The organism is Pelagihabitans pacificus (assembly GCF_009371985.2).
GTDB classification, from domain to species: Bacteria; Bacteroidota; Bacteroidia; order Flavobacteriales; family Flavobacteriaceae; genus Pelagihabitans; species Pelagihabitans pacificus.
Map to the genome: position 1 here is coordinate 17,727 of NZ_VIKU02000005.1, position 11,285 is coordinate 29,011.

The following is an 11,285-nucleotide window of genomic DNA, read 5'->3' on the forward strand; positions in this document are numbered from 1 at the left end:
TTCATGCGGAGCTAAAATCCTGAATTCCAGTGCACCCCTTATTTCCCTTAAATATCCTTACATTTAGAACTTACAATCCAACTGCGATCCGTATGAAAAAAATACTGTTTTTACTCCTCATTTTCACCTGTTGCCCCAGTTCGGCACAAGAACCCGGCCAGCTTAAATCACAGGTACGCCATAGTATCGATGAGCTACGGGAATTTGTGGCAATTCCGAACGATGCCTTGGAACATGCCGACATCAATTTGAACCTCAACTGGTTGACCAAAAAATTCAACGATAGGGGCTTCAATTCCTCTGTACTTCCGACCGACGGGGAATCATTGTTCTTCGCAGCGCTTCCAATGGATGACAGTAAACCCACCATTCTTTTCTATATGCATTTTGACGGGCAATCGGTCGATCCCACCAAATGGAATCAACCCAACCCTTATCAAGTCGTTCTCAAATCCAAGGAAGGTGAAAACTGGAAAACCCACGACTTCGAAGAACTCGCCGACGATATCGATTATGATTGGCGTTTGTTCGGGCGATCAACCTCCGACGACAAGGGACCTATTGTAATGTTTTTGAATACTATTGACCTATTGAAAAAAACCGGGGTAGACCTCCCCTTTAATGTCAAGGTAATTTTGGACAGTGAGGAAGAAAAAAGCAGCAAACCCTTACCAAAGGCGGTCAAGGAATACCGCGAACTTTTGGAGGCGGACTTTCTGGTTATCAATGACGGACCGGTACATATCTCCGAAAAACCTACCGTAATCTACGGATGTAGGGGCATTACCACGTTATCCCTTACCGTCCACGGCCCTATTCGGCCACAACATAGTGGGCATTATGGGAACTATGCCCCAAACCCCGGTTTTCGACTGTCACAACTGCTGGCCGGCATGAAAGACACCGAGGGGCGTGTATTAATTCCAGGCTACTACGACGGTATCGATCTCGACGAAGCCACGATGACCATCCTAAAAAGCGTTCCTGATGACCTTGGTGGCATTAATGACAACCTAGCAATAAAAACCCCTGAAAAAGTAGGTGGTTTTTATCAGGAAGCCCTACAATATCCCTCCCTGAACATACGCGGGTTGGGCTCAGGCTGGATTGGAGAAAAAGCTAGGACGATCATCCCGGAAAGTGCCACTGCCGAAATCGATTTACGTCTGGTCCCGGAATCAGACGGTTCAAAACTCAAGGGACTGGTTAAAAAATATATCACTGATAAGGGATTCCACATTGTCGAAGGTACGCCTAGCAGGGAAGAGCGTATGTCACACGAAAAGATCGTCACCGTAAAGGAAGGAAGCGTTACCGATGCCTTCCGTACCGACTTGAATAACCCCTACGGAAATTTTTTGGTAAACAGTTTGAAATCAACTTTTGACGATGAAGTGGTACAAATACGTATCATGGGTGGGACGGTGCCTATAGCTCCATTTATCAACGAGCTACAGATTCCCGCGTTCATTGTACCGATGGTGAATCCGGACAACAACCAGCATAGTCCCGACGAAAATCTGAGAATCGGACAAATCGCATATGGCATTCGTGCATTCTACGGAATTCTAAGTACAAAGATGACTCCATAGTACTATATGGTATTTCCGTTCGTTTGATTAATACAGCCCATTACCTTTTCTGAAAATCAGGGCTTCCGTGCCTATGAGAGTAGTACTGACCATATTTCTTTTTTTGCTGACGTGTTATGGACTATATGGTCAGCGAATTGCCATAGTGGACAGCCTAAATCAAGAGCCTATACCCTTTGCGACTATCTCTTTTGGCGACGGATTGGGAACCTTCGCCGACGATGAAGGTATTTTTCTATTTTCCACGAAAAGATATAGTGATGTAGATACCCTTTACATTTCGGCCATGGGCTATGCGGAAAAGGCAGTAGTGGCAGCATTAATTCCATCGACCATTCGGTTACGGCCGGAGGTATCGCAACTGAGCGAGGTGGTCGTGTCGGCGCCAAAAGAGGGGAAGTTCAAAATGCGAAGGAAAAAAGCCATTACGCACGACGACCTGTTTGCCTGTTGGTTGCCAACAGTCGAAAGTGAAGTCGCCGTTTTCTTCGAACGAATCGATGATAAGCCTACAAGGATTAGCAAACTACTACTTCCTATCAATGCCGAATCACAATACAAATCAAAAGGAAAAGGGGACTACCCTACTGTTTTCCGAATTCAATTCTACGAAAATGACAACGGATTGCCCGGAAATCAAATAGGGTATGAGGAAATCGTTTTTGCCATCAATTACAAAGAAGACAAAGTATACGAACTAGAAGTAGCCTCTAAGTCTATTTTCATTCCGGAAACCGGAATCTATGCTTCCTTACAGGTACTCGGATATGCGAATAAAGAAGGTCGCCTGGCACAAACCAAAAAGTATCGGGAAGTACGTACCCCACGGGGAACCCAAAAGATTTCCACCTCTTTTAGACCTTTGCTTCCTTTTACAAAAGGGCTCCCCAACGAGAACACCTATGTGCGAAGGGTATTCCTCAACAATAAGAAATGGCAGGTTTTTGATAAGACCTATAACAAAAACTCTAAATTGATCCAGACTGGAAATCGGAATTATGGGATGGGCGCAGCGTTTGAGGTCTATGAAAATTGATTACAAAAAATTTCAAGGTATCGAGGTGCCGTTAGGCTTCCTTTCTTAATCAACTGAATTAAAAAACTAGTATCTATCAAGCTGAATTTCGGCTTGCATTTATATTTCCATAAAGCGACCTGGTAACAATTTTCTCATAGAGTTCATGATATTCAGACTTTTGCCCGATTTTTTGTAAGGCGTATTGCTGAATCACCAACAGAGGCAGTACGATGTTTTCACGAATCTTTATCGATTCCCTCGAAATGGTCTCATTCTCCATCAACACCTTCGACCCGGAGATCAACAACAACATTTTTTTGGACAACTGGAATTCTTCGTACAGTATATTCCAAAAAGCGCCGTATTCCTCGCTGTCTTTCATATAACTGGTAAGTTCAAAATAGCATTTCGAAAGCGACATCATACTGTTGTTCATCAATGCCTTGAACAGGGGCACTTCCCTGTAGAGTTTTTTGAGCTCCCTTAATTTTCCTTTGTCTTTCAAGGTCTTGATGGCGGTTCCTATCCCAAAATATCCTGGCACGTTCTGCTTTAACTGACTCCATGAACCTACGAAGGAAATCGCTCGCAAATCACTTAGTTCCAATTTCTTTTTATTGCCCCGCTTGCCCGGTCTACTACCAATATTTGCTTTGGTATAATACTTCAAGGTACTCATGTGTTCCAGATAGGGCATGAACTTCTCGTGGTTCTTTAAGGCATCGTATTTGGCAAAACTCAACTCCGACAATTGCTCAAGTAGTTGCCTTGACGCTCCCGATATCACGTTTTCCTTTCCGAAGAGATTGTTTGATAGTCCGGCAGTCAATAATTGTTCGCTATTGTACATAAATTGCTCCTTGGTACCATAAGTACTGGTAATCGTCTGACCTTGAATCGTTAGCTGTATTTCATGGTTTGCGATGTCTTTGGTCTGAGCCGCGTAAAAGCGATGGGTCTTGCCTCCACCTCGGGCCGGAGGTCCTCCCCTACCATCGAAGAAAATGGCCATTATATCGTTCTTTCGGCATACCTTCGAGAGGTTTTCCTTAGTCTTAAAAATGGACCAGTTGGCCTTAACGTAGCCCCCATCCTTGGTACCATCCGAAAAACCAAGCATAATCGTATGTTTGTTCTCCCTATTTGCCACATGCGCCCGGTATTCCGGTAGGTCGAAAAGTGCCTGCATGGTGGCCTCGGAACTATCCATACCTTTCATCGTCTCGAACAAGGGTACAATATCAAAAGTAATCTCTTCGGTTTTCCATCCGCACCATCGAAACAGGCCGAATACGAACAGTACCGAAAATACATCTTCGGAATTGCTGATGATGTATCGGTTGCAGCCCTCTTGCCCATTCTTGGATTGAATGGATTTTAGCTGCAGGATATTTTGGATAGTATCTTTTACTATGGGTTCTGTGAAATCCTCCGCCTTCAGTTTCAAATTTTTGTGCAAGAGTACATCGATCAAAGTATCTTCATCCAGCTCGTCGATGCTTTCCTTAACGATCTTACGGTCCTTCAAGATGGTTTCTACCACGTTCTTATGAACCCGATGGTCTTGTCGGATATCCAAAATCGCAAAATGCGTCTTGAAAATCTTCACCTTATCGATTAAGTGGTCGAGCTCTTGAAGTCTCAGACCATGATAGTGCTCTATCAAGAGGTCCCTGATGGTCAATAAAGGTTCGATGATATCGGCATAGCCTACGTTTCGAGACGTATCGAACATGGCTATATAGAGATTGTTTCTGAGTTGGTTTAAAGGTTCTTGCAACCTCTTGAAAGATAATTTTTTCTGAAGTACTTTTAAATCATTGTAGTAGCACTTCATCAAGTTTATTCTTAGTTCGTCGGCAACATCTTTAGTGATGTCCGCTGTTACGAACGGGTTGCCGTCGCGGTCGCCTCCAGGCCAAAACCCGAGTTTTATGATGTCGTGGTTTTCAAAATTGCCATTGTTGATATTTTCTTTGATGTACGCGTACAAATCACCTACTGCATCGTAATAGACATGCCTTAGAATATAAATAATGTTTCTGGCCTCGTCTAAAGGAGTGGGTTTTTTCGCATTGATCAAGGATGTGAGCCCTAGTTGCTGTAGCGTCACATCTATTTCATCGATTTTATCCTCGAGAATCAATGATCGTAGTTCACTGATGATATCGAGGATAGCCGGTGTATAAAATTGGGTCGGATGTGCGGTCAAAACAATACGGGCACTGAAGGTAGAGAGTTTTTTCGCTACTTTGTCCCAACTCTTTGTCTTGTGAACCAATTGAAAATAGTCTTTGATAGAAAGTGAAGTGCTATGTTGATTCAATTTGGGGAAAGCCGCATCCTCAACACTGTCGTACAGTACAACCTGTCGTTCTACATATTGTATGATTCGGAACATAAAATCGATCTTATCCTTCTCCGAACCTAGATCCACATAGTTCTGGAAAAATGCATCGAGTATCTCACGTGGATTTTGCCCTGATTGAAGCCCCTGTTGGCATTGATGTAATAGCAATGGAATCAATATACCTACATTGTCCATGTCACTATAGGGTAAATTCAAAAACAAGCTGTTATACACATTGAACTTGTTGTTGACCGATTTTCTGAACTCTTTTAGTCTTTCCGATTGCTGCATAAAATGGTACCTCTGTTTATTCTAAACCCTAAACTCTTTTTACTTGCGATGAAATAGAACCTTAAATATCGCCAATAATCCAGTATACGACCCATCAAATTTGAACTAAATAACAAAATTTACTGTAGACACCACAAAATCAACAGGGTTCACAACAATTGTTTCCGCCCTTGATATTACTGCACTACTTTTATTCTGTAATCAACCAATAAGTAATTTTTTTCATTTTCATATAGTGTTCTCGTAAAAGAGTCTTGGCGATACCGCCAGGGCTCTTTTTAGTTTTGAACCTTTTCTTGGAGCCCTTAGAAAAATTGGGCGTACTGCAGTACCCTGAAATCGACCGTACTAAAGAAAGGATTTTGGTCTTTCAACTTTTTAAAGGCCGGTAAACTGCCTACGGCCCTATTGGCAGCCCCGGAGGGCGCGGTAAGTGATACGGTTTTGATGGTTCGCGTCGTTAAGTTGGCAGGACCTTCCTCCTTACCGGGAATGACCGGTAATCCAAATTCATGGATACGGGGAACCTCTGCAGAAATCACTTTGAATTCCAGTTGGTACCGTTTAAGCTGTTTTCGAAAGAAATATTCGGGTCCGTTCTTGCTATTTCCTCCTGTGAAAAGTAGCGTCTTCACCTTCGGGTATTGTTGCAGGTAGCCGACAATATCCCTGAGTTGGGTTTGCTGCATACCCAAATCGGAAGCATCGACCTTTGAACGCTTGGCACTTTCAACAATATCACAGATCCCAATCCTTCTTTTTTTTAGAAAATCGATTCGTTGTTGAACTGCCTCCTCCGTTGTTTCAAATTTTAGATTCAAATTAAAAATGCGGTCTAAAATTGGCCAAAGCTGTCCATCCCTACTCCCATAGCAAAAATCTACATCGCCTTGTTTTAGCTCCCCCGTAGTAAATCTCGGCGGAGGCAAGGTGCCGACTATCAGTTTGGTCGCCTCGTTGAATAGAAACGGTTTATACGGATGGGTGTGAAGGAACAACGATATATGTTTGATTAAAAAGAAATGCCGGTTTCAATAACACTAAATTAAGAATTTCGGAGTCTTTGCCATTTCAGTTGACCTGTAACCTAGCATTTTGTATTTTAGGAACACAATAAAATCAAAAATATGGGAAAAGGAGATAAAAAAACCAGAAGAGGTAAAATCATCAATGGTACCTACGGAGTAAGAAGGAGAAGAAAAATCAAAAAAAAACCAACTGTTGAGGAAAAAATAAGCGTTAGCTCAAAAAAATAATCTTTATTCGATTATGAAGTCCAAATCTACCGTACCCGACTCGTTCGCGGTCAGTTCATAGGTATAAAAGCCGATACCCAAAGGCGTCTCACCTACAAAATCAATGGGCTGCAGCGTATAGGTCTGTCCATTGCCCTCAATATTGATACTGGCATACCTATAGGCCTGGTCATATATCAAATACTCCGAATAGTCCCCGGGACCAATATTTTCATAAACGTTCTCCGCACCGCCTACCGTTACCCTTTGATACACAAAATCATTATTATTTTTGACACGAATTTGAATGGTATCCAATTCGTCGTCCCGGTCGGTGCACCCTAGGGATAATAGTATTATCATCAATAAGGCAAGGATTGGTCTCTTCATCGTTTTTCTTTTATTACAGATGTCTATAAAAGTAAAACGGTTGCGCGCCCAAGATATTATCTAACGAACACGGGTTCGCTTTCCTTTACGGTATGCGCCGCACTGAATTCGTACTCGTCCAGATTAAAGCCCTTCACATCGTCCAGTGTCTTTGCACCGGAATCGACGATATAACGAACCATGGACCCGCGGGCCTTTTTAGCAAAAAAACTGATTACTTTAAGGTTATCACCTTTCCAATCCTTAAAAATAGGGGTGATGATCGGTACTTTCAGCGCTTTCGTATCAATAGCGCCAAAATACTCGTTACTAGCTAAATTAATAAAAAGCTCCCCGTCTTCCAGTTCGGTGTTCAAATACGCCGTCAATTGCTTTTTCCAGAATTCGTACAGGTTCTTTTTACGGCCCATTTTCAAAGAGGTGCCCATTTCCAATCTATACGGTTGTATTAAATCCAAGGGCTTTAATATCCCATAAAGTCCCGAAAGAATACGGAGGGTATCTTGTAACTTCTCTATTTTTTTGGTCGGCAGGGTATAAGCATCCAATCCTTGATAGACATCCCCGTTGAATGCGTAGATCGCAGGTCTGGCATTTTCGGCAGTAAACGGAAGCGAGAAATTCTGATTTCTTTCCCAGTTCAATTGCGCCAGATTATTGGAAATCCCCATCAAATCCGAAAGTGCTTTCGGCTTCTTTCTGGCCAATACTTTATTGAGTCTCTCCGCCTGCTCCAAAAAAGCGGGCTGGGTGTGGGCAAATTTGGGATACTCTCTTTCAAAATCCAACGATTTCGCTGGGGAAACCACTATCTTCATAAACTGACTTTTGTACCATAAAAATAGTAAGGATTTTTGTGATTGTACCTCCCATCGACAAAAGTGTTATTGATAGGGGAATCGAGATAATTTATAATTCCTTGCCGTGTTTCGAATAATCACGCCATTTGGCGATGCAGTTCACCATATCTTCGGGCAGTTCCGAATCGAACTTCATTTTTTCCCCTGTTACCGGATGTTCAAAACCAAGGGTTTTGGCATGTAGGGCCTGACGGGGAAGTACCTTGAAGGCATTCTCTACAAATTGCTTGTATTTGGTGAAGGTGGTACCTTTTAAGATTTTATCGCCTCCATATCGCTCGTCGTTAAATAGCGTATGCCCAATGTGCTTCATATGCACCCGAATTTGATGTGTTCGGCCTGTTTCAAGCCTACAGGAAACCAGGGTCACGTAGCCAAAACGTTCCAGCACCTCGTAATGGGTAATCGCTTCTTTACCTTCGTCCGCATCCGGAAAAACCTGCATTTGAAGTCTGTTTTTTGGATTTCGGGCGATATGGCCTTCGATAGTGCCACTTTCGCTTTCCACATTGCCCCATACCAGTGCTATATATTCACGTTCACTCGTTTTGTCAAAAAATTGTTTGGCAAGATGGGTCATTGCCTCCTCGGTCTTGGCAACTACCAATAGCCCTGAGGTATCCTTGTCTATCCGGTGTACCAGACCTGGACGTTCGTTGCTGTTTAGTGGGAGGTCTTTTATATGGTGCAATAGGGCGTTGATCAATGTCCCGGAATAGTTTCCATGACCTGGATGCACCACCATACCTGCCGGTTTGTTCACGACCAAAAGGGTATCATCTTCATAAACGATGTTCAGGGGAATCGCTTCTGGCACCAATAAAAACTCATGGGGCGGATGCTCGAACATCACTTTCACTTCATCTCCGGCCTTCACCTTATAGTTTTGTTTTACCGCTATCCCATTGACCCAAATATTTCCACTTTTGGCGGCCTGCTGGATTTTGCTTCGAGTGGCATATTCAATGAAGTTCATAAGAAACTTATCGACCCGAAGTGGGTCTTGGCCCTTGGCCGCAACGAACTTATGATGTTCAAAGAATTTATCCGCTTTGGCATCTAAGCCGTTTTGAGGTGCCATAATTTATTTATTCCGAATCGGCCTTAATTTGTGATCGTTGGGTTCGATTTCCATTACCACAGACCAATTCTACCTTGGAGGTTTTCGGAATTTTGTCCCCTGGCTTGATACGTTTTCCCTTGAATTTAATGTAGTAGACCATATCTTTCCCCAATTCATCGATATAGGTGGTTCGCTGTACATCGAGACCCACGGCCCTCAACATAGATGTGGCATTTCGCTTAGTGACTTGCTCGATATTAGGTACCGTTACTTTTTTGTAGCCGGATGGATTGACCGTGAGATATATTTTTCGGTTCCGCTTTACCTTATTGCCCGCGGGCGGATTTTGATCGATAATCGAAAAACGGGGGTAATCAGGATTGAAGTTGGCAGAATCCAACACCTCATATCTCAATCCTGCGGCTTCTACGGCAGTACGCATATCCGGAACCGACAATTTGGAGAAATCCGGCACCTCGACAAATTCCCCATGGTTCGTAGAGCTCTTTAGCCATTGAAGCGATAGGAACACGAGCACTATCAAAACCACGACCGCCAATGCCAATTGAATTAGAAAAGTTTTGCTTTTCAAAAAGTTTAAAAAATTTCGCATCGATTGTTATTCTTCGGTGCAAATATAGGAAATGAGGTATAACTAACTGGGGCCGTTTATCCGAAATATGTTCCCAAGATTTAAACGAAAACAGTTGGTACTACTAAAACCAGTCGAAAGTATCGAGCGACCATTTAAAAAAATAAACATCCAAAGATACATACCGCTCACTTTTTTCTTTACTTTGAAATGGAATAAATCAATGAATAAGGCTAGTCATGAGAAAAAATATTGCCATTATCATGGGCGGATACTCCAGTGAGTTTGATATCTCTATTAAGAGTGGCAATGTGGTTTACCAATATTTGGATAAGGACTTCTTTAATCCCCATCGTATTCATATTCTTAGGGACAGATGGGTGTATATAGATGACCGGGAAAAGGAGTATGTTGTGGATCGAAACGACTTTTCGGTAACACATAACGGAAAAAAGCTGATATTCGACTGTGTGTTTAATGCTATTCATGGCACCCCGGGAGAAGATGGTTTGATGCAAGCCTATTTTGAACTATTGGGCATTCCACAGACTTCCTGCGATTATTATCAATCTGCCCTAACCTTCAATAAACGGGACTTGTTAAGCGTTTTAAAACCCTACGGTATCAAATCGGCGCCGTCCTACTATTTAAATCTCGGTGATACAATCGATGAAGACGGTATTGTGGCCAAGGTTGGGCTACCTTGTTTTGTAAAGGCCAACAAAGCAGGAAGCAGTTTCGGAATAACAAAGGTGTATCGAAAAGGAGACTTGGCATCGGCCATAGAAACAGCCTTCAAAGAAGATGACGAAATTATAATCGAGAAATTTCTGGATGGTATCGAGGTCTCGGTCGGAGTCATGAAGTACAAGGGCGAGACCAAAGTGTTGCCCATCACGGAAATTATCAGTGAAAACGACTTCTTCGATTACGAAGCGAAATACAAAGGAAAATCCAAGGAAATTACTCCCGCTAGAATATCGGAGACGCAGGAGAAAAGAGTCACTATGGCCGCAAAACGAGCATACGACGTACTAAAAATGAAGGGATATTCAAGGAGTGAATTTATTTTTATCGAGGATGAACCTTATATGCTCGAAATGAATACGACACCGGGACTAACGACCGAAAGTATTCTTCCGCAGCAAGCAAAAACTGCAGGAATAGGGCTTTCCGAACTTTTTAAAAGCTCCATTGAGGAAGCCCTAAGATAGAAATGGCTACATTTAACCTACAATCATATTTCATCCGCCAATGAAACGCGCAATATTCCCAGGGTCTTTCGACCCATTGACATTAGGGCATTTCGACATTATACAAAGAGGTATCACGCTTTTCGACGAATTGGTCATTGCCATTGGCATAAACGCAGAAAAGAAGTACATGTTCCCATTGGAAGAGCGTCAAAGATTCATTACCGAGGCTTTTAAGGAAGAACCTAAAATAAAGGTAATGACCTACGAAGGACTAACGGTTGATTTTTGCCAAAAAATCAATGCCGGTTTCATTCTTCGAGGGTTACGTAACCCCGGTGATTTCGAGTTCGAAAAGGCTATTGCGCACACCAATAGGAAGCTTTCCGAAATTGAAACGGTCTTTTTACTCACCTCTTCCGGTAAATCGTATATCAGTTCCTCCATTGTACGTGATGTAATCAGGAATGGGGGGGACTATACCGGTCTGGTGCCCGATACCGTACGGGTACAACCATAGGGTTGGATTTGTAGGAATTTCTGATGGTATATTCTTTACCTTTTTCCGCATATCCCGATTCAAAAGGCAAAAATCCTGAGAAATACAACGATTTCTGCCCCCAATTATTCCCCGTTTTATCCATAACACAACGTAATTCGTACAATTCACAACAAATTTGACAAATAGTCAAACAATACCA

At 42.6% G+C, this 11,285-nt stretch carries 11 protein-coding genes; 5 read left to right on the forward strand and 6 right to left on the reverse strand.

Going from position 1 to position 11,285, the window contains the following annotated elements; all coding sequences use genetic code 11:
- Positions 1 to 92: 92 nt before the first annotated feature.
- Positions 93 to 1,592 carry a M20/M25/M40 family metallo-hydrolase gene (locus FK220_RS15415; RefSeq protein WP_152575249.1) on the forward strand — a complete coding sequence of 500 codons (1,500 nt, stop codon included), beginning with the start codon at positions 93 to 95 and terminating at the stop codon, positions 1,590 to 1,592.
- Positions 1,593 to 1,665: 73 nt separating this feature from the next.
- Positions 1,666 to 2,628 (forward strand): peptidase associated/transthyretin-like domain-containing protein, encoded by a 963-nt coding sequence (locus FK220_RS15420; RefSeq protein WP_152575250.1) that lies wholly within the window; start codon positions 1,666 to 1,668, stop codon positions 2,626 to 2,628.
- Between the two features lie 76 nt (positions 2,629 to 2,704).
- On the opposite strand, the gene FK220_RS15425 is transcribed toward FK220_RS15420, so the two are convergent.
- Together FK220_RS15425 and FK220_RS15430 are read right to left on the reverse strand one after the other, a co-directional pair.
- A complete protein-coding gene (locus tag FK220_RS15425) occupies positions 2,705 to 5,251 on the reverse strand; it encodes a phosphoenolpyruvate carboxylase (protein ID WP_152575251.1) in 2,547 nt (848 codons plus the stop codon).
- Between the two features lie 305 nt (positions 5,252 to 5,556).
- A complete protein-coding gene (locus FK220_RS15430; protein WP_152575252.1) occupies positions 5,557 to 6,249 on the reverse strand; it encodes a uracil-DNA glycosylase family protein in 693 nt (230 codons plus the stop codon).
- 129 nt (positions 6,250 to 6,378) lie between these two features.
- Here FK220_RS15430 and FK220_RS15435 point away from each other — a divergent pair, with 129 nt between their 5' ends.
- On the forward strand, positions 6,379 to 6,507 hold the full coding sequence (locus FK220_RS15435) for a 30S ribosomal protein THX (protein WP_152575253.1): 129 nt from the start codon (positions 6,379 to 6,381) through the stop codon (positions 6,505 to 6,507).
- 3 nt (positions 6,508 to 6,510) lie between these two features.
- Here FK220_RS15435 and FK220_RS15440 read toward each other — a convergent pair whose 3' ends face one another.
- From FK220_RS15440 to FK220_RS15455, 4 genes are all read right to left on the reverse strand, one after another.
- Positions 6,511 to 6,876 (reverse strand): hypothetical protein, encoded by a 366-nt coding sequence (locus FK220_RS15440; protein ID WP_152575254.1) that lies wholly within the window; start codon positions 6,874 to 6,876, stop codon positions 6,511 to 6,513.
- A 56-nt stretch (positions 6,877 to 6,932) separates the two neighbouring features.
- The gene (gene yaaA, locus FK220_RS15445) at positions 6,933 to 7,694 is read right to left on the reverse strand and encodes a peroxide stress protein YaaA (RefSeq protein WP_152575255.1); all 762 of its coding nucleotides are present in this window, start codon (positions 7,692 to 7,694) and stop codon (positions 6,933 to 6,935) included.
- A 91-nt stretch (positions 7,695 to 7,785) separates the two neighbouring features.
- Positions 7,786 to 8,817: an RluA family pseudouridine synthase gene (locus FK220_RS15450; RefSeq protein WP_152575256.1), complete on the reverse strand. Its 1,032-nt coding sequence runs from the start codon at positions 8,815 to 8,817 to the stop codon at positions 7,786 to 7,788.
- Positions 8,818 to 8,824: 7 nt separating this feature from the next.
- Positions 8,825 to 9,412 carry a PASTA domain-containing protein gene (locus FK220_RS15455; RefSeq protein WP_152575257.1) on the reverse strand — a complete coding sequence of 196 codons (588 nt, stop codon included), beginning with the start codon at positions 9,410 to 9,412 and terminating at the stop codon, positions 8,825 to 8,827.
- A gap of 218 nt (positions 9,413 to 9,630) precedes the next feature.
- On the opposite strand from FK220_RS15455, the gene FK220_RS15460 reads away from it, so the two are divergent.
- Positions 9,631 to 10,605, forward strand: coding sequence for a D-alanine--D-alanine ligase (locus FK220_RS15460; RefSeq protein WP_152575258.1), 975 nt, complete (start codon positions 9,631 to 9,633; stop codon positions 10,603 to 10,605).
- Positions 10,606 to 10,645: 40 nt separating this feature from the next.
- Positions 10,646 to 11,104 carry a pantetheine-phosphate adenylyltransferase gene (coaD, locus tag FK220_RS15465; RefSeq protein ID WP_152575259.1) on the forward strand — a complete coding sequence of 153 codons (459 nt, stop codon included), beginning with the start codon at positions 10,646 to 10,648 and terminating at the stop codon, positions 11,102 to 11,104.
- Positions 11,105 to 11,285: the final 181 nt, after the last annotated feature.

Excerpts from the sequence above, each read along its gene's own strand:
- FK220_RS15415 (WP_152575249.1), top strand. The coding sequence starts at position 93 with ATGAAAAAAATACTGTTTTTACTCCTCATTTTCACCTGTTGCCCCAGT.
- FK220_RS15420 (WP_152575250.1), top strand. The coding sequence starts at position 1,666 with ATGAGAGTAGTACTGACCATATTTCTTTTTTTGCTGACGTGTTATGGA.
- FK220_RS15425 (WP_152575251.1), bottom strand. The coding sequence starts at position 5,251 with ATGCAGCAATCGGAAAGACTAAAAGAGTTCAGAAAATCGGTCAACAAC.
- FK220_RS15435 (WP_152575253.1), top strand. The coding sequence starts at position 6,379 with ATGGGAAAAGGAGATAAAAAAACCAGAAGAGGTAAAATCATCAATGGT.
- FK220_RS15440 (WP_152575254.1), bottom strand. The coding sequence starts at position 6,876 with ATGAAGAGACCAATCCTTGCCTTATTGATGATAATACTATTATCCCTA.
- yaaA (WP_152575255.1), bottom strand. The coding sequence starts at position 7,694 with ATGAAGATAGTGGTTTCCCCAGCGAAATCGTTGGATTTTGAAAGAGAG.
- FK220_RS15450 (WP_152575256.1), bottom strand. The coding sequence starts at position 8,817 with ATGGCACCTCAAAACGGCTTAGATGCCAAAGCGGATAAATTCTTTGAA.
- FK220_RS15455 (WP_152575257.1), bottom strand. The coding sequence starts at position 9,412 with ATGCGAAATTTTTTAAACTTTTTGAAAAGCAAAACTTTTCTAATTCAA.
- FK220_RS15460 (WP_152575258.1), top strand. The coding sequence starts at position 9,631 with ATGAGAAAAAATATTGCCATTATCATGGGCGGATACTCCAGTGAGTTT.
- coaD (WP_152575259.1), top strand. The coding sequence starts at position 10,646 with ATGAAACGCGCAATATTCCCAGGGTCTTTCGACCCATTGACATTAGGG.